The sequence below is a fragment of the Kribbella sp. NPDC004875 genome (assembly GCF_042873375.1).
Lineage (GTDB): Bacteria > Actinomycetota > Actinomycetes > Propionibacteriales > Kribbellaceae > Kribbella.
Window position 1 is genome coordinate 193,227 of sequence record NZ_JBIALI010000004.1, and the last position, 24,387, is coordinate 217,613.

Consider the following 24,387-nt stretch of genomic DNA (forward strand, 5'->3'; position numbering starts at 1 on the left):
GAATGTGCTCCACCGGGGCAGAGTTGGCAGGAAACCGCTTCCGATCATGGAAAGGTGCATCCAGACGGACTGCAGAAGGACCTGGGCAGGAAGGAGCAGGGCGAGAACTTCCCGGTCGCGCTGAAGTTCCTGCCCTCCGGACATCGAGAAGCGCTACACGCTGTCTACGGCTACGCCCGCACGGTCGACGAGCTGGGCGACAGTCATCCAGGCGACCGTACGGCGGCCTTGCGCGCGTTCGCGACCGATCTCGACCGCATCTGGACCGGCCAGCAGCCGGAGCACCCGGTACTGCGCCGGTTGCTGCCCGTCGTCCGGGCGCACGGCCTGACCGCCGAACCGTTCCGGCATTTGATCGAGGCCAACCTGCAGGACCAGACCGTCAAGTTTTACGAGACTTTCGAGGACCTGATGGGCTACTGCAGGCTGTCCGCGGATCCGGTCGGGCGAATGGTGCTCGGTGTCTTCGACGTCCACGACGCCGAAGCCGAGCGGCTCTCGGATCTCGTGTGCTCGGCGTTGCAGCTCGTCGAGCACTGGCAGGACGTCGCCGAAGACCGTCGCGCCGGGCGGATCTACCTACCACAACAGGACCTACGCACGTACGGCGTCGACGCGAGCGATCTCGATCGGGAGCGGGCGACACCGCAGCTGCGCGCGCTGATGACGTTCGAGACCGAACGGGCCGCGGTGATGCTCGACGAGGGGGCGGAGATCGTGCGACGACTGCACGGCTGGGCGCGGGTAGCGGTGGCCGGATTCGTGGCCGGTGGCCAGGCGACGGTGCGCGCGTTGCGGCGTACCGGGGGTGAGGTGCTGGCCGGATCGGCTCGGCCTTCGAAGGTGGAGACGGTGCGATTGATGGTTCGGGCGGTGGCGCGATGACGGCAACTGTCGCGGCGGCGTACGACGCCTGTCTCGAGATCACCCGACGCGAGGCCCGGAACTTCTACTACGGCATCCGGTTGTTGCCACCGCCGAAGCGCAACGCGTTGTCCGCCTTGTACGCACTGGCCCGGCGGATCGACGACATCGGCGACGGTGATCTGCCGTTGGAGGCCAAGCGGTCGGCGCTCGCGCAGGTCCGCAAGGATCTCGGTCGCCTGGACGACGTGGCCGAGCCCGTGTACGTCGCGGTCGCGGATGCCGCGCGGCGCTATCCGGTGCCGCTCGGCGCGTTCGAGGAGTTGATCGCCGGAGTCGAGACGGATCTCGCCGACGTACGGATCGGTGATTTCGACGAACTGGTCGTCTACTGCCGTCGCGTCGCCGGCTCGGTCGGGCGGTTGTGCCTGTCGATCTTCGGCCCGGCGACGACCGGCGCCGACGTCGAGACCCTCGCGGGGTACGCCGACCAACTCGGAATCGCCTTGCAGCAAACGAACATCCTGCGCGACATCCGCGAGGACCTGACCAACGACCGGATCTACCTGCCGGCCGACGAGCTCGAACGCTTCGGCGTCCGGATCGTCCTCGACGAGCACGGCCGGCTCGACGACCCACAGGGCCGGCTGGCCGGCTACATCCGGTACGCCGCCGGTCGCGCGCAGGACTGGTACTCGCTGGGGTGGCGCCTGCTGCCGTACCTGGACTGGCGCAGCGGCGCGTCGTGCCGGGCGATGTCCGGCATCTACCACCACCTGCTCCGCCGGATCGGGGCGAACCCGGTCCTCGTGTACGACCAGCGGTTGTCGTTGTCGGCCGGCGAGAAGGCACTGGTCGCTCTCGTGTCGCTGACGGGAGCCCGGCGATGAGGCGGGTTGCGGTCGTCGGAGGCGGTCTTGCCGGGATCACGGCCGCGCTGTCGCTGGCTGATGCGGGGTGTCAGGTCGTGTTGCTGGAGGGTCGCCCGAAGTTGGGTGGGTTGACGCACTCGTTCGAGCGCGACGGGCGGTGGATCGACAACGGCCAACACGTGTTCCTGCGGTGCTGCACGTCGTACCTGCGCCTGCTGGAGCGGCTCGGGGTGCGGGACCAGGTGTATCTGCAGCCGCGGCTCGACGTGCCGGTGCGCAGTGGGACGCGGCCCGGGGTGGGGCGGATCTGGCGGAACGGGATGCCGGCGCCGTTGCATCTCGGGCCGGCGTTGGCGACGTACCGTTGGTTGAGTCTGGCCGAGCGGGCGGCCGCTGTCAGTGGTGCGCTCGCGATGGGGCGGGTGGATCGGTACGCCGCGGCGACGGATGCCGAGTCGTTCGGCGGCTGGTTGGCCGCGCACGGTCAGGACGCTCGCGCGGTCGAGGCGTTGTGGGAACTGATCGGCGTGGCGACGCTGAACGCGCGAGCGGACGACGCGTCGCTGGCGGTCGCGGCGACGGTCTTCCAGATCGGACTGCTGGAGCAGGCCGATGCCGCCGACATCGGATGGTCGCTGGTGCCCCTGCAGCAACTGCACGGCGATGCTGCAGGGCGGGCGTTGGCGGCCGCGGGTGTCGGAGTACGGGTGCGTGCTCGCGCGCGCTCCTTGGAGGCGGCCGGCGGCGGATGGACCATCGGGGGCGAGCGGTACGACGACGTGGTGCTCGCCGTCCCGCCCGACGAAGCCGCGCGGTTGCTGCCTGACGACGCACTGGACGTTCCCGGTGGGTGGGTCGAGGCGCTCGGGAGTTCGCCGATCGTCAACGCGCACCTGATGTTCGATCGCCAGGTGCTCGGCGAGCACTTCGTCGCCGCGGTGGACAGCCCGCTGCAGTGGGTCTTCGACCGCGGGATGCGCGGGGGCGAGCAGTACCTCGCGGTTTCCATGTCGGCCGCCGACGACCTGATCGACACTCCGGTCGCGAAGGTGCGGGATGTGCTGGTGCCGGCTGTTCGGCGGCTGCTCCCGGAGGCGGCCAACGCACGTGTGAGGGAGTTCTTCGTGACCCGAGAGCGACACGCGACATTCCGGCCGGCGCCAGGCACCGGTCGCTTCCGGCCCGGTGCGACCACGCGCCGGCCCGGGCTCCATCTCGCCGGTGCCTGGACCGCCACCGGCTGGCCCGCGACGATGGAGGGCGCCGTCCGCAGTGGCGAGGCGGCCGCCGCATCCGTCCTGCGCACGTCCGGCAGAACCACCGTCACCCGGTCCGGCGAGGTGGCTGCGAAGGATGTGGTCTCGTGACCGCGGTGGAGAGGATGCCGGCGGCCACGAGCGTCCCCGGGATGCTGGCCCGGGGACGGGAACTGGTGGATCCGCCCCTCCGCCAGGCCCTCGACCGGCTCGACGACCACAGCCGGCTGGTCGCGGCCTATCACCTCGGATGGTGCGACGAGCACGGCCGGCCCGCCAACGGAAGCTCGGGCAAGGCGATCCGCTCCGGCCTCACGTTGCTCGTGGGCGAGGCCGTCGGCGGCCGGGCCGAGCCGGCGGTCCCCGGTGGTGTCGCGGTCGAGCTGGTGCACAACTTCTCGCTCATCCATGACGACTTGATGGACCGTGACACCAAGCGCCGCCACCGGCGTACCGTCTGGGCGATCTGGGGCGACGCGACCGCGGTCCTCGTCGGCGACGCGCTCGCCTGTCTCGCCGACGAAGTACTTGCCGAGAGCAACACGCCGTACGCCGCACCCGCGGGACACGCCCTCGCCGTCGCCACCCGCAAACTGATCCGCGGCCAGGTGCTCGACGTCGCGTTCGAGCGCCGGGACGACGTCACCCTGGCCGAGTGTCTCGACATGGCCGCGGGCAAGACCGGTGCGCTGCTCGGGGTGGCGGCCGAGCTCGGGGCGATCCTGTCCGGCGCCGACCCGGTCACCTGCGACGCGTTCCGCACGTACGGCTGGGAACTCGGCCTCGCGTTCCAGCTCGTCGACGACCTGCTCGGCATCTGGGGTACGCCGGAGACGACCGGCAAACCCGTCTTCTCCGATCTGTTCGCCCACAAGAAGACGCTGCCCGTCGTCTGGTCCCTCCAGTACGGCGGTGCGCCCGGCCGCGACCTGGCGGCCTGGTTCGCGAACCCGTCCGGCGACGCCTCGGAGGCCGCCGAGCTGGTCGAACGCGCGGGCGGCCGGGAGTGGGCGCTCGCGGAAGCGGAGGAACGAGTGCGGAATGCCGGGAAGGCCCTGGACGCCGCGGGCATCGCGCCGGCCAACCGGGACCAGCTCGACCAGTTGGCCCAGTTCGTCGCGGAGCGGCAGCTGTGACGGCCGAGCGAGTGCCCGAGGAACGGTACGGCGAGCGTTCCGGCGTACAGGACTGTCTGGACGCGGCGGTGGAGTATCTGCGGTCGTTGCAGCACGAGGACGGGTGGTGGAAGGGCGATCTCGCGACCAACGTGACGATGGACGCCGAGGATCTGATGCTGCGGCACTTCCTCGGCGTGGCGACGGCGCAGGCCGACGCGGAGACGGCGCGATGGATCCGTTCACAGCAGCGGGAGGACGGGACGTGGGCGACGTACCCGGGTGGGCCTGGTGACTTGTCGACGACGGTCGAGTCCTGGGTGGCGTTGCGGATGGCGGGCGACGATCCCGGGGCGGCGCATCTGGCGCGCGCCGCGGAGTTCATCCGGTCGGCGGGTGGTGTCGAGCAGGCGCGGGTGTTCACGCACATCTGGCTCGCGCTCTTCGGCTTGTGGAGGTGGGACGACACCCCGGACCTACCGCCGGAGCTGATCTTCCTGCCGCGCTGGGCGCCGTTGAACATCTACAACTGGGCGTGCTGGGCGCGGCAGACGATCGTGCCGCTGACGATCGTGAGCGCGTGCAGGCCGGTGCACCCGGTGGACTTCACGATCGACGAGCTGCGTTCGGGTAGGCCGTCCGCGCCGCTCGCACCGCCCTGGCGACTCGACGGTGCCTTCCAGCGGTTGGACGTCGTACTGAACTGGTACACCCGCCAGGGGGCGGTCAAGGGCCTGCGGCGGTTGGCGATGCGGCGGGCGACCGAGTGGATCGTGGCGCGGCAGGAGGCCGATGGTGGTTGGGGAGGGATCCAGCCGCCGTGGGTGTACTCCTTGATCGCGCTGCGGCTGATGGGGTACCCGCTCGACCATCCCGTGATGGCTGCAGGCCTGCGGGGGCTCGAAGGGTTCACCGTGCACTCCGAGACCGCCGACGGGCCGGTGCGTTGGCTCGAGGCGTGTCAGTCACCGGTGTGGGACACCGGGCTCGCCGTCGGGGCGTTGCTGGATGCAGGCGTGCCCGGTGACGACAAGTCGGTGCTCAAGGCAACGGACTGGTTGCTGGCCGAGCAGATCGACGCACCGGGGGACTGGCAGGTCCGGCGGCCGGACCTGGTGACCGGTGGGTGGGCGTTCGAGTTCGCGAACGACGGTTATCCGGACACCGACGACACCGCCGAGATCGTGCTCGCGTTGCGGCGGGTGGATCACCCGGAGCCGGAGCGGTTGCGGATGGCGCTGGACGACGCGGTCGCGTGGACGACCGGGATGCAGTCGGCCGACGGCGGGTGGGGCGCTTTCGACGCGGACAACACCGACACCACGGCCTTGAAGCTGCCGTTCTGCGACTTCGGGGCGGTGATCGATCCACCCTCGGCCGACGTCACCGCCCACGTCGTGGAGATGCTGGCGGCCGAGGGGCGGACCGAGTCGGAGGAGTGCCGCCGGGGGGTGCGGTGGTTGCTCGACGCGCAGGAAGAGGACGGAAGCTGGTTCGGACGGTGGGGGACCAACCACGTGTACGGGACCGGGGCCGTCGTACCGGCCTTGATCGCGACCGGGATGTCGCCGCGCGATCCCGTCGTACGGCGGGCCGTGCGCTGGCTGGCCGAGCACCAGAACCCGGACGGCGGCTGGGGCGAGGACCTCCGCTCGTACGTCGATCCGTCCTGGATCGGCCGTGGTGACTCCACACCGTCGCAGACCGCCTGGGCTCTGCTCGCTCTGCTCGCGGCAGACGAGAGTGGCGAGCCGCTGTCCCGCGGGATCGACTATCTCGTCGACACCCAACGGCCGGACGGCGGATGGGACGAGCACCGCTACACCGGCACGGGTTTCCCCGGCGACTTCTCCATCGGCTATCACCTGTACCGCTTGGTCTTCCCCATCTGGGCGCTGGGCCGCTATCTCGGGAGCCCGCGATGACAGCGGTCGTCTACACACCACTGCTCGCCGAGTGGCTGGCCCTCCGGGACGAACTCGCGACCTGGGTCATCCACACCGGCCGATCGAAGGGGAGACCGACCGGGGGCCCGGCGCTGGTCGCGGGCGTCGCCGGCGCGCTGACCGACGGGATCTCCGCCGGCGACGTGGTGGTCGCGACAGAGGTTCGGCACCGGCAGAGCGTCGTACCTTGCCGAGCGGCCGAACTCGTCGCAGGAGAGCTGCGGCGGCTCGGGCTGACCGTTCACGCCGGTCCGATCGTGACCACCGATCACGTTGTCGACTCGCCCCGGGAACGCCACGAGCTTGCCGCGAGCGGAGCGATGGCCGTGGACACCGAGTCGGGATTGCTGGCAGGGGACGACGGGCTGACCGTCGTGGTTCGGGTCGTGGTGGACACACCGTCGCAGCGGCTGCGGGGGATCGGGATGCCGCGCCGTGGAGCGCAGGCACTGAAGCAGCTGCGGCGGACGGCGCCGGGGATCGACGCCTGGGCCGCGGCGACCGGGGAGCGGGAGCTGCTGCTCGCCACGCCGCGCTCGTTCTGCGCCGGAGTCGAGCGTGCCATCGAGACCGTCGAGCGGGCGCTCGAGACATTCGGCGCCCCGGTCTACGTCCGTCGGCAGATCGTCCACAACCGGCACGTCGTCGGCGACCTTGAGCGACGCGGCGCCGTCTTCGTCGACGAAGTGGACGAGGTCCCGGAAGGCAGCCTCCTGGTGCTCGCCGCGCACGGCGTCGCTCCCGCGGTCCGCGAGCAGGCGACCGAGCGCAACCTGCGCGTCATCGACGCAACCTGCCCACTCGTCGCGAAGGTCCACCAGGAGGTACGCCGGTACGCCGCCCACGATCGCACCGTCCTGCTGATCGGCCACTCCGACCACGAAGAGGTCATCGGCACCGTAGGTGAAGCGCCCGGCCACGTCATCGTCGTCGCGAACGCGGCCGAGGCGGAGACCGTCGAGGTCCCCGATCCCGACAACGTCGGCTACGCGATGCAGACCACCCTCGCCCTCGAGGAGGCCGCCGAGACGGCTGCGGTACTTCGTCGGCGCTTCCCCAACCTGACCGGTCCGCGCAAGGACGACATCTGCTACGCGACCAGCAACCGCCAGGCCGGCGTCCGAGCGATCGCCGAACGCTCCGACCTCGTGGTGGTCCTGGGCTCCCAGAACTCCTCGAACTCCCGGCGCCTGGTCGAGGTGGCGGAGGCGGCGGGAACCCCCGCGGTCCTCGTCGACGACGCCGGCGAGCTCACGCTCGACCGGCTCGCCGGGGTACGACGCGTAGGCATCACCGCCGGTGCATCAGCCCCACCCGCACTCGTCGATGCCCTGGTCCACTGCCTGTCCGGACTCGGCCCAACGACCCTCACCGAGCACGGAAGCCTGGTGGAGGACGTCCGCTTCGCGCTACCGAAAGAGGTGACCCAGTCGTGAGCATGCCGCTGCGGCAGTCCGTCCGCCTGGGCGGATACCTGATGAAGCAGAAGCTCCACCGCCGGGAGAAGTTCCCGATCCTGCTCGAGCTCGAACCGCTGTACGCCTGCAACCTGAAGTGCGCGGGCTGTGGCAAGATCCAGCAGACCCACGACTGGCTGAAGCGGCGGATGTCCGTCGAGCAGGCGGTCGCGGCGGTCGAGGAGTGCGGTGCGCCGATGGTCTCGATCGCCGGCGGCGAACCGCTGATGCACAAGGAGATCGACGAGATCGTCCGGCAGTTGCTGGCGCGGAAGAAGATCGTGTTCCTGTGCACCAACGCCGTACTGCTGCCCAAGCACCTGCACAAGTTCACGCCGCACAAGAACTTCGCCTGGATGGTGCACATCGACGGGCTGCGCGAGCGGCACGATCAATCGGTGTGCAAGGACGGGGTGTTCGACCAGGCCGTGGACGCCGTCAAGCAGGCGCAGGCGGCGGGGTTCCGGGTGATGACGAACACGACCTTCTTCGACACCGACAGCCCGCAGGACGTCATCGACGTACTCGACTACCTGAACGACGACCTCGGCGTGGACAACATGCAGATCTCGCCCGGGTTCGCCTACGAGAAGGCGCCCGACCAGGAGCACTGGCTCGGCCCGGAGGAGACCCGGCAACTGTTCCGCAAGGCGTTCGGCGACGGCCGCCGGAAGAAGTGGCGACTCAACCACTCGCCGCTGTTCCTCGACTTCCTGGAGGGCAAGGTCGACTTCAGCTGTACGGCGTGGGCGATCCCGCTGTACTCGCTCAAGGGCTGGCAACGCCCCTGCTACCTGATGGACGACGGGTACGTCGCGACGTACCAGGAGCTCCTCGACGAGACCGACTGGAGCGCGTACGGCCGCGGTAAGGACCCGCGGTGCGCGAACTGCATGGCGCACTGCGGCTACGAACCGACCGCGGTGGTCGCGACGCTCGGCTCACTCAAGGAGTCGATCCGCGCGGCCGTGAGCTAGATGGAGAGCTAGACCCGCTCGCGCACACTCAGGATCACGAACGCGACGATCGACAGCGACGTCAGGCCGGCCGGGATGAAGAAGACGTGCGGGAGACCGATCGCTGCCACGCCGATGCCGCCGATGGTGCCGCCCATCGCCGAGCCGAGCGGGATCGCGCTGAGGAACACGCCGGAGGCAGTGCCGACACCTTCCGGATAGAGACGCTGAGCGATGGATACCCCGAGTGCGCCGACGCAGGCCCACAGACCGGCCGTCAGGGTCTGCCCGAGGAACAGGCCGGCGACCGACGTGCTGAGCGCGTAGGCGACGTTTCCGCCCAGACCGAGGATCGCGCCGACCGTCATCGCGCGCATCGCGCCGTACCGGTCCGCGAGCCGCGCCACCACGGGCAGCAGGAGCAGTTCGAGGAGCGGCTGGACGCCGATCACGAGACCGCGGAGCGAGTCGGACACGTGCAACTGTTCGGCCATGTAGATCGGCAGGTAGCCGAACTTGATGGTGTCACCGGTCATCGCCAGCACGCAGACCGCGGTGAAGATCAGCAGCGGCATCATGTGGTCGATCCGCCGCTTCTCCACCGGCGCGTCGACGTCCCGCGGGGCGTCGTACCGCTCGACTCGCTGGCGGCCGAGAGGGAGGACCTGGGCGAACACGCAGATGGCCGTCGCGATCAGCAGCGCGCGCAGACCGAACACGCCGCCGAACCAGCTGCCGAACACCGGGCCGAGGATCCAGCCCGTCGTGAACGCCATCCGGATGGTCGCGATCACCCGGTTCTCGGCCCGGGTCGGGTGACGGCTGAGCTCGTCGCGGCAGGCGGCGAACAGTTGCGCCATCGACCCACCGGAGACGCTCAACGCCAGCACGCTGATCACGAACGGCATCCAGATCGCGTTGGTCGCCGCCATCGCGAACCAGCCCGCGGAGCCGATCAGCGCACAGATCCGGAACCAGAGCAGACGGTCGTGGCTGCGGTCGGACCAGCGCCCGACCAGGAATCCGGCGACCGGGGCGGCCAGGTTCGTCACGTAGTACAGGCCGGCGACCGGGAGCGGCGTACCGAGGTCGCGGACCAGGAAGAGCGTGAACTGCGGCGTCGCGGCCGACACCCCGATGCCGGCTACCAGCAGCGACAGGAAGGCCGAGCGGTAGAAGCGTGACCGGAGGACGATGCCCAGCGCGGATTCGGACCGGTCGAGCATCACTCGAGACCCTGTACGGCGAGGCGCACCGTACGGGCGGCGAGATCTGAGATCCGGGAGTTGTCGAAGCCGAACAGGGCCGAGCGGGTCCGGTCCTCCAGCGGAGCGATCAGGTGCTCGGGCAGGCCGCGGGTCCCGGTGAGGACACCGAGGACCGAGCCGACGGTCGCGCCGTTCGAGTCGGTGTCCCAGCCGCTCATCACGACCCGGCCGACGCCGGTCAGGTAGTCCCCGTCCGACCAGAGCAGCGCTGCGGCGACGATCGCCGCGTTGTTGATCGTGTGCACCCACGAGTAGTGCCCGTACCGCTGCTGGATCGCGGCGAGCGCGTCCTCCCACGTGCTCCCGGACGCCTGCAGTTCGAGCACGTCCCGGATCGCCTCGGCCAGCCGGGACTGCGGCGGCACGACGGCCAGCGCCCGCTCGACCACCTCGCGCGGACCGGCCGCCGTGAACGCCGCCGCGACCAGCGCCGCCGCCCACATCTCGCCGTAGATCCCGTTCCCGACATGCGAGAGCGCCGCGTCCTGGTACGACAGCCGGGCGGCCGCCCACGGGTCGCCGGCCCGCACGTACCCGAACACGTCGCCGCGGATCTGCGCGCCGATCCACTCGCGGTACGGGTTCCGCCGCCGCGCGACCTCGGGCACCGTGAACCCGTTGACCAGGTTCAGGTACGCCGCTCGCTCGGCCGTGAACACCTGTCCGATCGGGAACAGCCGGGTCCACGCCACGCCCACGTCCTCGGGCCGTAGCGCCGAACCGTGCGTCTCCAGCAGGTGCAGGGCCAGGATCGCGTAGTCGATGTCGTCGTCGCGGGCCGACCCGTGCACGTTCCCGCGGGTCGTCTCCGGCCAGCAGGCGATCAGGCGATACCCGTCCGGCATCGGATCCAGCACCGGCACGTAGTCCCGTAGCGGGTACGCGTCGGCCAGCATCAGGTAGTCGCGGATCCGGTCGGACGTCCAGTAGTCACCCGACTCGACCGGCTTGCCGACGTTGCACCCCGCGATCCGACCGAGCCACGCCGCCTGGATCTTGTCCGCAAGCTCCGCCTCCGGTACGGCGAAAGCCTCGGGCCGCGCGTCCAGCGTTTCCTCGATGTCGACGAGTTCGTCCGGTTCGAAGTACCGCCAGCCGGGAGCGCGGGCCGCCAGCGACATCCGGTCCACCAGGTCGAGCACGGCCTCGCGGTCGTTCGGGTCGGTCCGGTTCGCCTCGGTGACCAGCGAGTCGACGTCGTACCCCGTCTCGCGCCGCTGCCGAACCTCGTCGTACAAGAGGTTCACCGGTCGCATCGCGTCGTGGAACTGACTCGAGTACCCGGGCCCCAACTCCACCTGTCCGTCGGTCACGGGACCAGTCCATCATGTCCGGCTAGGGTCGCGTCATGGAGTTCCGCGCGCTGCCCGCCGCCACCTTCGATTTCGAGTGCGAGCTGGTCTTCGACGCCACCGGCCTCGTCATCGACTATCCGGGGATCGCGACCCCCGACCGTCAACTCCACAAGGCCTGGCTGACGGCCGCCCCGAGGAAGACGCTGCCGAGGCCGGCGACGATGCTCGCCGTGACGTTGGCGAAGGCGAGGAAACGCGCGCGGTCCTCGAACAGCCGGATCGTCTCGTAGGAGAAGGTCGAGTACGTCGTCAGCGCGCCGCAGAACCCCGTACCGACGAAGAGCTGAACCTCGTGCGGGAGCGCGGACGACGCACCGGCCAGGAATCCCAGGACCAGCGAGCCCAGGACGTTGACGCTGAACGTGCCCCACGGGAACGGCGAGTCGTGACGCGCCTGGACGGCGCGGTCCGCGACGTAGCGCAGCGGTGCCCCGATCAGGCCGCCGGCGATCACCAGCACGAGCGACGTCATCGCGTCCTCCAGCTGACGAGTGCCCGGGTCGCCGACACCGTGGCCCGTACTGCGAGCAGCGCGCCGACAACCGTCGTGACGAGGTAGAGCAGCGCGGCCCCGGCATGCTGCCCCGTCACGAGCCGCTGGATGTCGACGGCGTACGTCGAGAACGTCGTGAACCCGCCGAGCACGCCGGTCCCGAGAAAGGGGCGCAGCAGCCGCTGCCGCGTCAGCACGTCGGTCACCACGACCATCAGGATCCCGATCAGCCCGCAGCCGACGACGTTGATCAGCAACGTGCTCACCGGGAAGCCGCCGGCAGGCGTCGGCCAGGCGAGCCCGATCAGGTAGCGAGCGGTCGCACCGAGCGCCCCGCCGGCCGCGATCGCGCCGAGGATCACCGGGTCGTGCGCACGTCCGGCGCGACCGTCGATCCGCAGGTCGACATCGGGATCCACCGGCCCCTTGGGCAGCGGTGCGACAGGGTGGTGCTCCACAGACAGGCCTCCTACCTGGACCGACCTCGCGACGGGACGCCGCGAGGCTACCTGGTAGGGACTGTTGGCCACCGGATCGGCGACAGTTCGGTCCGGCGAGCCCCACCGCCGGTCTAACTCCGGCCTATCCTAACGGCCGGAGCCGGACCGGCGCGTCAGTGGTCCACAGGGGGAGATCCCCAGTTCGACGCGGCGGCCCCCATCTGCGCCGTGATCCGCCCGCCCCGGGTGACGAAGCTCTCCGGCAGCCACGACTCGCTCCGCGCCTGCCCGTTCAGCGTCAGGCCCTGGACGTACTGGTTCGCGTCCGAGGTCGCCGGCGCCTCGACGGTCAGCCGTACGCCGTTGCTCCGCCGTACCTCGACCTTCGGGAACAGCGGGCTGCCGACCAGCAGTTCCGCGCGGCCCTGTGTCTGCGGGAACAGTCCGATCGCGGCGAAGATGTACCACGCGGACAAGGTGCCCAGGTCGTCGTTGCCCGGGAGTCCCGACGGGCCGGTCCCGTAGACCGTGTCGACGATCTCCCGCGTGGTCGCCTGCGTCTTCCACGGCGCGCCGAGACCGTTGTAGAGCCACGGCGCGTGCAGACCGGGTTCGTTGGTCGGGTCGTATCGCAGTGGGCTGCCGCCCTTCACGGCCCAGTTGCCGTCGGCGTCGTGGAAGAACGTGTCCAGCCGCTGAACCGCCGGTGCGTTGCCACCCATCAGCGACGCCAGCCCGGACACGTCCTGCGGCACCATCCACGTGTACGTCGACGTCGTGCCCTGCGCGAACCCGACATCGGTCGACGGGCTGAACCCGTCCTGCCAGGTGCCGTCCGCCTTGCGCGCCCGCTGATATCCGACAGCCGGGTCGAACGTGTTCTTCCACCAGCTGCCACGGTCCTCGAGATCCGCCACGCCGGCACCGATGCGCGAGCCCCACTGAGCCAGCGAGTAGTCCGCGAGCGAATTCTCCAGCGTCTCGGCAGCTCCGCCCCAGCAGTGGCAGGCGTCCTGCGGTGCGTAGTGCTTCGCGAGGTACGTGTTCAGCGCGGGCCGCTGTCCAGTGCACTGGCCCGGACAGCCGCCGTCGTTCTCCGCGTCGGCGTTCTGGACCCGCGCCTGCCGGACCAGCGAGTCGAACGCGCCACGGGTGTCGAAGTTCCGGACGCCCATCGCGACGAACGTCGCCAGCGTCGGCGCGGCCGGATCGCCGGTCATGACATGCGTCGCGCCGTTGTTGTGCAGCCAGCGGTCCCAGATCCCCTTGTTCTGCTGGGCGAACTGATACATCGACTGGGCGTAGTCGCCCGCCACATCCGGCTTCAGCAGCGCGAGCAGCTGGATGTGCGCCCGGTACTGGTCCCATCCGGAGAATGTTCCGTACTGCGCCTTCTGCCCGCGCGCGAGCCGATGGATCTTCTGGTCCGACCCGAGATACCGGCCGTCGACGTCGTTGAAGACGTTCGGCTGCAGCAGCGTGTGGTAGAGCGCGGTGTAGAACGTGGTCCGCTGGGCATCGGTGCCACCGCTGACCTTGATCGCGTTCAGTTCGTGCTGCCAGGCGGCGTACCCGTCCGCGGCGACCTTGTCGACGGTCGCGTTCGGCCGGAGCTCGGCGCGCAGGTTCTGCTCGGCGCCCGCGAGGCTGACGTACGAGATCCCGAGCCGCATCCGGACCGCGGAGCCGGGCGCGAAGGTGACGAACCCGCCCGAGCCGCGGCCGGCCCGGTCGGCGCCCGTCGCGTACCCCTCGCCACCGGTGGTGTGCGTGCTGCCCGGCGCCAGCGTGCTGTCCTTCCAGGTGCCGTTGGCAACGATCGGCTGGTCGAAGGACGCGGTGAAGTACAGCCGGTAGTACGTTTTCCGGTTGTTCACGCCGCCGTTCGCGCGGCGGCCACAGAACGCGCCGGTCAGCACCGAGCCGGTCACAGTGCGGTGCGCCGGGTCGATGGTGATCTCGGCGTCCTCGCTGCCGTTGAGCGAGTTCGACGTACGGAACAGCAGGTTGGCGGCCTGGTCGGCCGGGAAGGTGAACTCGCCGACGCCCGCGCGCGTGGTCACAGCGAGGTCGGTCTTCACGCCGGAGTCGAGAGTGACCGTGTACCGGCCCGGCCGGGCGGTCTCGTTCTCGTGCCGGAAGTTCGTCGCGTACTTCGCGTCGGCGGTGTCCGCGGTCGGCGACGAGTCCACCGCGCCGGCGAACGGCAGGATCGGGACGTCACCGGCGGCTCCGGGATTGCAGCCGGCGCCACTGAGGTGCGTCAGGCTGAACCCGCGCACCCGCGTGACGTCGTACTGGTACCCGTTGGCCGCGCCGGTGCTGGTCTGGTCGCCGCGGGTGCTTGTCGGGCTCCAGGAGATCATCCCGAACGGCCGGACCGCGCCCGGCCAGGTCGTTCCGTCGCGGGCGGAGCCGATCAGCGGGTCGACGTACCCCGCCGGATCGAACCCGGCCTGGGCCGGTACCGCGGGAGCCGGCGACGCCACGAGGGCGGCACTGAGGGCAACGGTGAGAGCGAGAGCGGGCAGGCGCATGCGTCGACCTTCCGTGGGGGCGGAGACGGAACGGCGGAGAGCTTAGGAGCCCATCATGACGAACTCCTGAACAGCTGACAACGTTGTCGGTCAGTCGACGGAACGCGCAGGCGTCACCCGGACCCGGATGTTCTTCATCAACGGCTGGTCGCTCTGCGAGCTGTAGTCGTTCGCGGCGACCAGCACGTTCATCTCCGGCATGTACCCAGCGGCGTTCCCGCGCGGCAGGTCGTAGCGCAAGGCCCGGTACCGGCGCAGTTCGCGGACGGACCCGTCCCGCGCGGTGGCGGTGACGTCCACCAGATCGCCCTGCTCGAGACCGCGGCTGCGCATGTCGTCCGGGTTCATCAGGACGAGCGTGCGGAGGTTCCGCACCCCGCGGTACCGGTCGTTGCCGGAGTAGATCGTGGTGTTCCACTGGTCGTGCGACCGCATCGTCTGCAGGATCAGTACGTCGTCGTCCGCCGGAACCACGTCCGGTAGATCGGCCGTGGAGAACTCGGCGCGGCCGCTCGGGGTGCGGAACACCAGCTCGCGCGCGGGCTGCCGGAGCCGGAACCCGAGGCGGTTCCGCACCCGGCGGTTGAAGTCCTCGAACCCGTCGAGGGCCTTGGCCATGATGTCGCGGATCCGGTCGTAGTCCTCGACGTACCAGGTCCACGGAGTCCGGGACGCGGGCAGCGTCGCCTGAGCGATGCCCGAGATGATCGCGGGCTCCGACAGCAGCTGCGGTGACGCCGGGCGTTTGTGGCCGGCCGACAGGTGCACCATGCTCATCGAGTCCTCGACCGACACCGACTGCGGACCGGCGGCCTGCCGGTCGATCTCGGTGCGTCCGATGCACGGCAGGATCAGCGCCTGGCGGCCGTGGACCAGATGACTGCGGTTCAGCTTGGTGCTGACGTGGACGGTCAGGTCGCAGGACCGGAGTCCCTCGGAGGTCGCGGCGGTGTCAGGTGCGGCGAGGGCGAAGTTCCCACCCATCCCGACGAACACCCGGATCGCCCCGGTGCGCATCGCGGCGATCGTCCGGACGGTGTCGAGGCCGTGCTCGCGGGGCGGGTCGATCCCGCAGGCGGTCGCGAGCCGGTCCAGGAACTCCGCGCTGGGGCGATGGTCGATGCCACAGGTCCGATTGCCCTGCACGTTGCTGTGCCCGCGCACCGGAGACGGCCCCGCGCCCTCGCGGCCGAGGTTGCCGCGCAGCAGCAGCACGTTGACGATCTCTCGCACGGTGTCGACGCCGTGCTCGTGCTGCGTGATGCCGAGGCACCAGCTGAACAACGTGCGCTTCGCCTCCGAGTAGATCGTCGCCGCGCGCCGGATGTCGGCCTCCGAGAGCCCCGACTGCTTTTCGAGGTCCGCCCAGTCGGTGTCCTCGCAGAGCTTCCGGTACGCCGCGAAGCCGTCGGTGTACCGCTCCAGGAACACCTCGTCCAGCGCCTTCTCGTCGGTGCGTGCCTCCTCGAGCACTGCCTTCGCGATGCCGCGCAGCAGCGCGAGGTCCCCGCCGACGCGGACCTGCAGGTTCAGCGTGCCGGTCCGGGTGGCCTTGAACAGCGCCATGTCGACGAACTCGTGCGGCACGATCGTCCGCCCGGCCGCAGCCTCGACGAGTGGGTTCACGTGCACGATCTGCGCGCCGCGGCGGTACGCGTCGGACAGGGCGGTGAGCATCCGCGGAGCGTTCGACGCGGCGTTCACTCCGAGGATGAAGATCGCTTCGGCGTTCTCCCAGTCGCGGAGGTCCGCCGTACCCTTGCCGGTGCCGAGGGCGGCTTGGAGGGCGCGGCCGGACGCTTCGTGGCACATGTTCGAGCAGTCGGGCAGGTTGTTCGTCCCGTACTCGCGGGCGAACAGCTGGTAGAGGAACGTCGCCTCGTTGCTCAGCCGGCCGGACGTGTAGAAGGCCGCCTGGTTGGGGGAGTCGAGCGCCTGCAGCTGACCGCCGATCAGGTCGAAGGCGGCCTGCCACGTGATCGGCACGTAGCGGTCCGTGCGCGCGTCGTACGCCATCGGCTCGGTCAGCCGGCCGGCGTCCTCGAGAGCGAAATCCGTCCAGGTCTCGAGCTCGGAGACCGTGTGCGCGGCGAAGAACTCCCGGCCGGCCCGCTTCGGGGTCATCTCCCAGACGACGTGTTTGACGCCGTTCTCGCAGAGATCGAGCTTCAGGCCGTCGGTCGCGTCCGGCCAGGCACACCCGGGACAGTCGAAGCCGCCGTTCTCGTGGTTCATCTTCAGCATCGCCCGCGGCCCGGACAGGACGGCGTGCTCGTGACCGAGGACCTGGGCCACGGACTTCGCCGCGCCCCAACCGGCGGCCGGGTGGTGGTAGTCCTGCTGCGACCACTCGCCGTCGGTCGCGGGCCCGTCGCCGCCGGAGTTCACCGTGTCGTCGGTCATCTACTGTTCCTCCGCCCGGTCGCGTCCTACGGACGAGTCTGCACCCTCCGGGGCGGTCCCGGGCAGAGGCGGGGCCGGCCGCGGTGGTGCGACCGGCCCCAGGATCGGACTGCTCAGCCGTTCAGGACGTCGTACTTCGGGGCGATCCGGAAGTACTGCGGGTCGGAGAAGGTCAGCGGGACCTTGCCCAGACTCTTGATCGCCGTGCTCTTGCCGTTGGCGTGCCCAACGGCGTACAGGTAACCGGACTTGGTGTCCCGGTCGATGCCGAGCAGCAACGTGCCGTTCGCGCCGCACTTGGTCGCGATCAGCTGCTCGAAGCCCTGCCAGGTCGACCCCCGGACGACCTTGCTGGAGGCGGGGCCCAGGTACTTCGTCGGCCAGGTGACCGTCACCAGGGCACCGGACCGGGTGTTGGCCAGGAACGTCTCCGACGTCGCCGTGCGGTTGATCAGTGCGATCCCCTTGACCGTGCTGAGGCCGCCGACACCCGCGGTCGTGCGCCAGCCGCTGCCGTCGGAGATCCACCGCGTGGTGATGCCGTTGGTGCTCTGGCCGTACAGCAGCGTACGGGCCGGGTCGCCGGCGTTGGCCGGCTGCAGGACCGACTGCTCGATCCAGCGGTAGTTCGCCCAACCGCCGCCGACGCGGAGGTTGTTGTGCGGGTAGTGCGGGTCGATCTGGCTCTCGCTGTCGACCACGAACGAGCTCGAGTACAGTGCGCCGCCCATCACGGTCAGCCCCGAGCGTGCCTCGCCGCCACCCGTCAGCGGCGTACCGACGACGGTGGTGATGTGCTGGACCTGATTCGCTCCGAACACCCCGGCGGTGCCACGGACGCCGCCGACGGTGATCGGCGCGGTGGCGTTGATCATCCGGCTGGTGAACGCGCCGGTGGACGTCACCGATCCGAGCCGCAGCGCGCACGCCGCGGTGGTCGCCGTCGTGGTGTCCACTGCTGACGACTTGGCCTGCGCGGACGGCACCATGGCCGCTCCGAGCCCCAGCGCGAGCATGCCGGCCGAGGCCAGACCTACGGTCTTACGAAACATCTCGATCGTCCTCCCCAATGACGCGGAGGCACCCCAGCCTCCGTCGTACCGCATTGGATTCCGGACGCCGCCGAAAAGTTCACAGCCGAGTTGCGAGAAGATCTCATTCGTTACCCGGCTGAGGTGAGGGCGGCTCCGGGGATGTCAAGAGGATCTGAGAGTGGCGAAGAGGTCGTCGAGCGGTGCGCCTGGGGTGCGGCCGTGTTCGACGTACCACTCGCGGCCGAGCAGCAGGCGGAAGAGCCACGGGGGCAGCTTGAGCAGCAGCGCGAGCGTCCGGGCACCCTGGTCCGAGCTCGCCTGGCTCGCATGGGCCTCGAACGACCGGCGCTTGGCCGGCAGGTACCGGCGGACGTCGACCCGGTGCGTGATCGCGGTGCCGGGGGAGTAGGCGTCGTCGTAGTCCGCCGCCGAGACCTCGGGCAGGACGCCGGGGATCGCCTCGACGATCCGGATCAGCCGCCGGATCGGTCCCCGGTCGATCGTTGCCTCGAGCACCAACGGCGTACCGGCCCGGGCCGCGGCGTAGTTCCCGGCGGCGTGCACCTGCCGGTGATCGGGATGACCGTAGCCGCCGGCCGGGTCGTAGATGGTCAGCGCGTCGGCTTGTTCCTCGCGCAGCAGCGCGATCAACGGCGCCGCCGCCTCCTCGACCGGAAGCGTGCTGAAACCGCCGTCGGCCGCGGGCCCCGACGATCCGGAGTCCGTGAAACCGAACCGCACCACCCGCGCGCACCCCAGCGCCGCCGCCGACCGATCCAGCTCACTGCGCCGGTACGCCGCCAGCCCGCCACCGGAACGGTACGTCGAAGCCGCCGCGCCCGCCTCACCGTCGGTGGCGACCGCGAGCACTACCCGATGCCCCTCGGCGGCAAGGCGCGCGAGCGTTCCGCCCATCAGGAGCGCTTCGTCGTCCGGGTGCGCGTGAAACGCCACCAGGGTGAAAGACCGGCCCACACTACGAGCATGGCACGCCCCGCCGATCCGGCCTAGTTGCTCTCAGCACCCTCTCAGCGTCCGGGCTCCACGCTGGTGCCGATGAGCGAACTCGAACGGCATACGGGATGGCGAAGGCGGCTGACGACCTCCGTCCTGAGCGGGCTGCTGACCGCGACGCTCGTGGTGTTCCTACCGCGAGCGGTCGGTGCCACCTGGGCGCAGATCGGCGATGTCCTCGCCCGGGTGTCGCTGGTCTCGCTGCTGCTGCTCGCGGTGGTGTGGATCTCCGGCCTGTGGGCGCACTCGTTCGTCCTCGCGGCGTCCCTGCCCGGTCTGACGAAGCGCCGTGGGCTGACCCTGAGTCTGACCGGGAGCGCCGTGGCGAACGTTCTCCCGCTGGGCGGCGCCGTCGGGACCGCGCTGAACTTCAGCATGGTCCGGCGCTGGGGATTCACCCGCCGCGCGTTCGGCGGATTCCTCGCGGTGACGACGCTGCTGAACGTCGCCTCGAAACTCGGCGTGATCGCGGTCGCACTCGCGCTGGCGCCGATCCTGCACAGTGCGTCCGCGTTCCGGTCGGGCGGCCTGCTGTTCCTGCCGGTGCCTGTCGCGGTGCTGGTCGGCGTCTGGATCCTGGCCGACGAGCGCGCCGCGACTCTGATCGGTCGCACCCTCGACAAGGTCTTCCGCCGGTCGCGGCTGGCCGAGCGGCTGCCGAGGTTCCGCCGTACGACGCTGCACCTGATGCGGACCGGCTGGCGGACGATGACGGTCGGCATGATCGCCTACCTCGCGCTGCAGCTCGCCCTGCTGTGGCTGTGCTTCCACGTCCTGCACGTGCCGCTCGGTCTCCCGGTGCTGTTCACGGCACTGGCCGTGGAGCGGCTGTTGACGCTGGTTCCGATCACGCCCGGCAGCGCGGGGATCGTCGAGGTCGGTACGTCGGCCGCTCTGGTCGCCCTCGGTGGCGATCCGGCCGGTGTCGCGGCCGGGCTGCTGCTGTTCCGCGGGTTCACGTTCCTGATGGAGATCCCGGTCGGTGGCATCCTGCTCGCGATCTGGTCGTCGCTGCAGCACCGCGCGTCGCGCCTTCAGGCGGTGGCCGGATGAGGATCGCGCTGGTCAGTGACTGCTATCTGCCGCGCCTCGGGGGCATCGAGTTACAGGTTCACGATCTCGCCGTCCAGCTGATCCGGGCCGGGCACGACGTGACGGTGTTCACCAGCACGGAGGGACCGCCCTCGGTCGGTGTCCCGGTCGTGCGGCTGCCCGCCAGGGCCGGCGTACCGCTGCCCGCGAGCGTGGAGCGGTTACGCGCCGAGCTGGAGTCGTTCGACCTCGTCCACGCCCACTCGTCCTTGCTGTCGCCACTGGCCTGGCGTGCGGCACGGCTGGCCGAGACCGCGATCATCACCGTGCACTCGTTGCCCGGACCCACGATGCCGTGGCCGATCGCCCAGATCGACCGGTACTGCGGTGACGTCGCGTGGACCGCGGTGAGTGGCGCGGTCGCGAACGTGGTTCGGCGGGCATTGCCCGGACGCGCGGTCGACGTACTGCACAACGGCGTCGAACCCACCGCGTGGCGGCTCGCCGGACGGGTGAGTCATCCGCTGACGATCGTCAGCACGATGCGACTCTCCAGGCGGAAGCGTCCGATCGCGCTGCTCCGGACCCTGGCCGCGATCCGCGAGCTCGTGCCGCCCGAAGTGCCGCTGCGGGGTGTCATCGTCGGCGCCGGACCGCGGGAGCGCGCCGTCGAGAGCCGGCGTCGCTCGCTGACGCCCTGGGTGGAGCTGCCGGGCCGCCTCACACGGTACGAGATTCAGCAGTTGTACGCGTCGGCGGACGTCTACCTGGCGCCGGCCGAGCTGGAATCGTTCGGGGTCGCGGCGCTCGAAGCGCGTTGCGCCGGTCTGCCGGTGGTCGCGATGGCGTCCGGTGGTGTGCGCGAGTTCATCCGGCCTGGTGTCGAGGGTTTCCTGGTCGAGTCCGACACCGAGATGGCCCGGACCGTCGCGGCACTCCTGTCCGACACCGCCGTACTGCACCGGATGCAGCAGCACAACCGGCACACCGATCCGGTGATGACGTGGGAGCGGGTGATCGCTCAGCATGTCGCGGCGTACACAGCTCAGCGGGCTCTCAGGGAAGGTTCTCTAGCGTCGGCGTCATGAGGCGGAGCTGGGTCGAGCAGATGATGGGGATGCCCATCAGTGTGCTCGCCCGGGGTGACGCGGCCGACTCGGAAGCGGCGGACACCGCCGTGCAGGAGCTGTACGCCGAACTCGAGGGCATCGACCGGTTGTTCTCCCCGTACAAGCCGGACAGCATGGTCAGTCTGCTGATGCGTGGTGAGGTCGGCTGGGACCAGGCCGGCTTCGACGTGCAGGAGGTCTGCGAGCGGTGTGCCGCGGCGCGGGAGATGACCGGCGGCCTGTTCGACGCCGACCTGCCGGACGGTGGCTGGGATCCCTCCGGGCTGGTCAAGGGGTGGGCCGTCGAGCGGGCCGGCCGGCGGTTGCGTGCGGTGGCCGAGGTGGACTGGTGCCTGAACGCGGGCGGCGACGTCCTCGTCATCTCGCCGAGCGCCGAGGCCTTCACGATCGGCATCCAGGACCCGCGGGATCCGGGCCGGGTCGTCGCGAGCTTGCAGCGGAGCTGGGGAGCGGTGGCTACCAGCGGTACGGCGGCCCGCGGCGCGCACCTCTACGATCCGCGGACCGGGGACCCCGTGCAGGGCCGCTGGCTCTCGGTGTCGGTCAGCGGGCCGTCGCTGGAGTACGCCGACATCTTCGCCACCGCCGCGTTCGTGGCCGGTGACGACTGGCCCACGGTCCTGCTGCCGGGCTTCGAAGGGCTCGGCATCCTTGCTGATGGCAACATGTTCTCGACGGCCGGCTGGGGAGTCGCGTGACCGGGCGGATCCTGCTCGTCGAGGACGACGCCGACCTGATCGGCATGCTCGACCGGGTGCTCACCGACGAGGGGTACGCCGTGACGCGGGCCGGCGACGGGCACACCGGATTGCATCTCGCGCTGACGCGTTCGGTCGACGCGATGATCGTCGACCGTGGCCTGCCCGCCGTCGACGGGCTGGATCTGATCGCCCGGCTCCGGAGTCGCGGCGTCGGCACGCCGATCCTGGTGCTGTCGGCGCGGAGCAGCACCGAGGACCGCGTCGAGGGTCTCGACGCGGGTGCCGAGGACTACCTGACGAAGCCGTTCGAGCTGAGCGAGCTGCTGGCCCGGGTGCGGGCCCTGCTTCGGCGCCATCTCGATCACGCCGTCCAGCTCGCCGTACCCGGTGGATCGCTGGACCTGGCCGGGCGGACGGTACGCCGGCACGCGGGCGGGACCGTGGAGTTGTCGGAGCGGGAAGCCGCGCTGCTCGGTCTGCTGGCGGCGCGGCCCGGAGTGGTCTTCAGCCGCGCGGAACTGCTGGACCTGGTGTTCGACGACGCGGAGTCGGAGAGCGTGGCGGACACCTACGTGCACTACTGCCGGCGCAAGTTGGGACGGGGCGTCATCAGCACGGTGCGGGGGCTCGGGTACCGGCTGGGTGCGACATGAGCGGACAGCTGATCGGCGACGAGGTGCTCGTCCGGCGAGCTGCTCGCGGAGTCGCCGTCCAGGCCGCGGCATTGGTGGCGGCGGCGATGCTGCTGTTGATCGCGACCGTCACCGTGATCGTGGTGCGTGGACAAGCCGGTGCGGCGGACGATCTGCTGCGATCCGCCGTCGCGACCGCCGACGACGTCGGTGATCCACCGGCCGGCACCTGGCTCGTGCTGGCCGGCCCGTCGGGGACGGCGTCGTCACCGGGGCTTCCGGAGGACCTCAGTCCGGAGTTGGTGGCGCTCCGGACCGACGCCGCGCCGAAGATCGAGGTGAGCACGGTCGCGGAGGACGACGGTGAGTACCGGGTCGCGACCGGGATGGTGCGCGGCCGGCCGGTTCAGGCGATCCTCGATCTCGAGACCGCGCACAAGCAGCAGGCGCGGTTGGTGCAGTCGATGGCGCTCGCCGCCGTACCGGCGCTGTTGCTCGCCGGATTGCTGGGCGTGCTGATCGGCCGGCGTGCCGTCCGGCCGCTGGCGCAGGCGTTGACGTTGCAGCGTGCCTTCGTGGCCGACGCCGGGCACGAACTACGCACGCCGTTGACGTTGTTGAGCACGCGAGCACAACTGCTCGGCCGGACGCTGCGGCGAGAAGGCGCCGGCGCCGAGGTACTGGGCGACGCGGACGGCGTGATTCGGGACACACGACGGCTGGCGGAGGTCGTCGACGACCTGCTGGCGGCTGCCGATCCGCGAGGTGCCGAGCAGCAGGAACCGGTCGATCTCGCGCGGGTCGCGCTGGAGGTGAGCGAGTCGGCGACAGCGCATGCGCAACAGGTCGGCGTACGGATCCGGACGGTCACCGACGACGGCAGCGCGGTGGCGGTCGGCTCGCCGAGTGCGATCCGTCGGGCCACGATTTCCCTGGTGGACAACGCGATCGACCACACGCCGCCCGGGGGAGACGTGCGGATCGCCGTCCGGCGGCAGCGCGGGGACGTGATCCTCGCGGTGAGTGACACCGGCCCGGGCCTCGATCCCGAAGCGGCGCAACGGGTCCTGCGGCGGTTCGACTCGAGCGGACCGCGGAGTGGTCGTGCCCACTACGGCCTCGGCCTGGCGCTCGCGCACGACGTGGCGAACCGGTTCGGTGGCCAGCTGCGGCTCGCCCCGAGCGCGGCCGGCGCGACCTTCGAGCTGGTCCTGCCCGCCGCTATGGTGGACCCGTGACCGCGGTCCGGTAGCGGTGTGATGTTGCCTGCGGCATCGGATCGCCGGCGTCGGGTGCTACTGGGTGCGTGGGACAGGTGCCGGGCGAGGGCGCTACCTGATGGACAAGGGTCGAGGCACGGGCAGCGGACAGGGAAGCGGCATCGGATGGTGATGGCCTGGCGGTTCGGCGCCGTTGGCGTTGACGCCGTGACGGCGGTGCTGCGCGATCCCGCCACCTTCGCCGACTGGATGGTCGCCGTACCGTCCGAGCTCCGGCCCGCGCACAACTGGCCCGAAGCGGGCAGCACGCTGGAACGCGACACCGGCAAGGAGCCGCGGGCGCGGCACGCCCACAACCGGCACCTGATCGTCGCGGTGGTCGAGAGCTGGCGTCCGGATCACGAGCTCGTCGTCCGGTTGCGCAGCGGTCTGGGCGGCTGGGTGCGGATCGCGGTCAAGGTGCAGCCGCGACCGGGTGGGTCCCTGATCGAGGTCCGGTCCGACCCTCTCACCGCGACCGCACGGCTGCGGCACGCCGGCGCGGCGCGCGGCCGGGCCGAGGAACGCTGTGCGCAGGTCGCCGAGCGGTTGATCGAGCTGGCCACCGTCGACACTCCGGACGACGATCTCTGAACGTGCCGGAGGCGGCCGTGGAGCGTATC

Annotated in this window: 21 protein-coding genes; 13 read left to right on the top strand and 8 right to left on the bottom strand. The window is 70.4% G+C overall.

Going from position 1 to position 24,387, the window contains the following annotated elements:
* The first annotated feature begins 54 nt into the window (after window positions 1-54).
* From hpnC to hpnH, 7 genes are read left to right on the top strand one after another with little or no spacing between them, the layout of a single operon-like run.
* Entirely contained in the window at window positions 55-885 is an 831-nt protein-coding gene (gene hpnC, locus ACFYRH_RS23230; RefSeq protein ID WP_387778829.1) for a squalene synthase HpnC, read from the top strand.
* Window positions 882-1,754 carry a squalene/phytoene synthase family protein gene (locus tag ACFYRH_RS23235; RefSeq protein ID WP_387778832.1) on the top strand — a complete coding sequence of 291 codons (873 nt, stop codon included), beginning with the start codon at window positions 882-884 and terminating at the stop codon, window positions 1,752-1,754. The genes hpnC and ACFYRH_RS23235 overlap by 4 nt, the downstream gene beginning before the upstream one ends.
* Complete coding sequence (gene hpnE / locus ACFYRH_RS23240; RefSeq protein WP_387778835.1) at window positions 1,751-3,103, top strand: hydroxysqualene dehydroxylase HpnE; 1,353 nt, start codon at window positions 1,751-1,753, stop codon at window positions 3,101-3,103. Before ACFYRH_RS23235 ends, hpnE begins: the two co-directional genes overlap by 4 nt.
* Window positions 3,100-4,128, top strand: a complete 1,029-nt coding sequence (locus ACFYRH_RS23245) for a polyprenyl synthetase family protein (RefSeq protein WP_387778838.1) — start codon at window positions 3,100-3,102, stop codon at window positions 4,126-4,128. Before hpnE ends, ACFYRH_RS23245 begins: the two co-directional genes overlap by 4 nt.
* Window positions 4,125-6,032, top strand: a complete 1,908-nt coding sequence (gene shc / locus ACFYRH_RS23250; protein ID WP_387778841.1) for a squalene--hopene cyclase — start codon at window positions 4,125-4,127, stop codon at window positions 6,030-6,032. Before ACFYRH_RS23245 ends, shc begins: the two co-directional genes overlap by 4 nt.
* Window positions 6,029-7,489, top strand: a complete 1,461-nt coding sequence (gene ispH, locus ACFYRH_RS23255) for a 4-hydroxy-3-methylbut-2-enyl diphosphate reductase (RefSeq protein WP_387778844.1) — start codon at window positions 6,029-6,031, stop codon at window positions 7,487-7,489. Before shc ends, ispH begins: the two co-directional genes overlap by 4 nt.
* A gap of 2 nt (window positions 7,490-7,491) precedes the next feature.
* Window positions 7,492-8,487: an adenosyl-hopene transferase HpnH gene (hpnH, locus tag ACFYRH_RS23260; protein WP_387780657.1), complete on the top strand. Its 996-nt coding sequence runs from the start codon at window positions 7,492-7,494 to the stop codon at window positions 8,485-8,487.
* Window positions 8,488-8,495: 8 nt separating this feature from the next.
* On the opposite strand, the gene ACFYRH_RS23265 is transcribed toward hpnH, so the two are convergent.
* The 8 genes from ACFYRH_RS23265 to ACFYRH_RS23300 all read right to left on the bottom strand — a co-directional run bounded on the left by ACFYRH_RS23265 (window position 8,496) and on the right by ACFYRH_RS23300 (window position 18,971).
* Window positions 8,496-9,692 carry an MFS transporter gene (locus tag ACFYRH_RS23265; protein WP_387778847.1) on the bottom strand — a complete coding sequence of 399 codons (1,197 nt, stop codon included), beginning with the start codon at window positions 9,690-9,692 and terminating at the stop codon, window positions 8,496-8,498.
* Window positions 9,692-11,047: an ADP-ribosylglycohydrolase family protein gene (locus ACFYRH_RS23270; RefSeq protein WP_387778850.1), complete on the bottom strand. Its 1,356-nt coding sequence runs from the start codon at window positions 11,045-11,047 to the stop codon at window positions 9,692-9,694. The genes ACFYRH_RS23265 and ACFYRH_RS23270 overlap by 1 nt, the downstream gene beginning before the upstream one ends.
* A 142-nt stretch (window positions 11,048-11,189) precedes the next feature.
* On the bottom strand, window positions 11,190-11,561 hold the full coding sequence (gene crcB / locus ACFYRH_RS23275; RefSeq protein WP_387778853.1) for a fluoride efflux transporter CrcB: 372 nt from the start codon (window positions 11,559-11,561) through the stop codon (window positions 11,190-11,192).
* Window positions 11,558-12,040 (bottom strand): fluoride efflux transporter CrcB, encoded by a 483-nt coding sequence (gene crcB, locus ACFYRH_RS23280; protein ID WP_387778856.1) that lies wholly within the window; start codon window positions 12,038-12,040, stop codon window positions 11,558-11,560. The genes crcB (ACFYRH_RS23275) and crcB (ACFYRH_RS23280) overlap by 4 nt, the downstream gene beginning before the upstream one ends.
* Window positions 12,041-12,195: 155 nt before the next feature.
* The gene (locus ACFYRH_RS23285; protein ID WP_387778859.1) at window positions 12,196-14,559 is read right to left on the bottom strand and encodes a GH92 family glycosyl hydrolase; all 2,364 of its coding nucleotides are present in this window, start codon (window positions 14,557-14,559) and stop codon (window positions 12,196-12,198) included.
* A 90-nt stretch (window positions 14,560-14,649) separates the two neighbouring features.
* The gene (locus ACFYRH_RS23290; RefSeq protein ID WP_387778862.1) at window positions 14,650-16,962 is read right to left on the bottom strand and encodes an FdhF/YdeP family oxidoreductase; all 2,313 of its coding nucleotides are present in this window, start codon (window positions 16,960-16,962) and stop codon (window positions 14,650-14,652) included.
* Window positions 16,963-17,075: 113 nt separating this feature from the next.
* Window positions 17,076-18,014 carry a hypothetical protein gene (locus ACFYRH_RS23295; protein ID WP_387778865.1) on the bottom strand — a complete coding sequence of 313 codons (939 nt, stop codon included), beginning with the start codon at window positions 18,012-18,014 and terminating at the stop codon, window positions 17,076-17,078.
* 144 nt (window positions 18,015-18,158) lie between these two features.
* On the bottom strand, window positions 18,159-18,971 hold the full coding sequence (locus ACFYRH_RS23300) for a PIG-L deacetylase family protein (protein ID WP_387778868.1): 813 nt from the start codon (window positions 18,969-18,971) through the stop codon (window positions 18,159-18,161).
* 81 nt (window positions 18,972-19,052) lie between these two features.
* Between ACFYRH_RS23300 and ACFYRH_RS23305 the strand changes: the two genes are divergently transcribed.
* From ACFYRH_RS23305 to ACFYRH_RS23330, 6 genes are all read left to right on the top strand, one after another.
* The gene (locus ACFYRH_RS23305; RefSeq protein ID WP_387778871.1) at window positions 19,053-20,063 is read left to right on the top strand and encodes a YbhN family protein; all 1,011 of its coding nucleotides are present in this window, start codon (window positions 19,053-19,055) and stop codon (window positions 20,061-20,063) included.
* Entirely contained in the window at window positions 20,060-21,130 is a 1,071-nt protein-coding gene (locus tag ACFYRH_RS23310; RefSeq protein ID WP_387778874.1) for a glycosyltransferase family 4 protein, read from the top strand. The genes ACFYRH_RS23305 and ACFYRH_RS23310 overlap by 4 nt, the downstream gene beginning before the upstream one ends.
* A complete protein-coding gene (locus ACFYRH_RS23315; RefSeq protein WP_387778877.1) occupies window positions 21,127-21,870 on the top strand; it encodes an FAD:protein FMN transferase in 744 nt (247 codons plus the stop codon). Before ACFYRH_RS23310 ends, ACFYRH_RS23315 begins: the two co-directional genes overlap by 4 nt.
* Window positions 21,867-22,526, top strand: coding sequence for a response regulator transcription factor (locus ACFYRH_RS23320; RefSeq protein ID WP_387778880.1), 660 nt, complete (start codon window positions 21,867-21,869; stop codon window positions 22,524-22,526). Before ACFYRH_RS23315 ends, ACFYRH_RS23320 begins: the two co-directional genes overlap by 4 nt.
* Window positions 22,523-23,743, top strand: a complete 1,221-nt coding sequence (locus tag ACFYRH_RS23325; RefSeq protein ID WP_387778883.1) for a sensor histidine kinase — start codon at window positions 22,523-22,525, stop codon at window positions 23,741-23,743. The genes ACFYRH_RS23320 and ACFYRH_RS23325 overlap by 4 nt, the downstream gene beginning before the upstream one ends.
* A gap of 147 nt (window positions 23,744-23,890) precedes the next feature.
* Window positions 23,891-24,358, top strand: coding sequence for a hypothetical protein (locus ACFYRH_RS23330; protein WP_387778886.1), 468 nt, complete (start codon window positions 23,891-23,893; stop codon window positions 24,356-24,358).
* The last annotated feature ends 29 nt before the right edge of the window (window positions 24,359-24,387 follow it).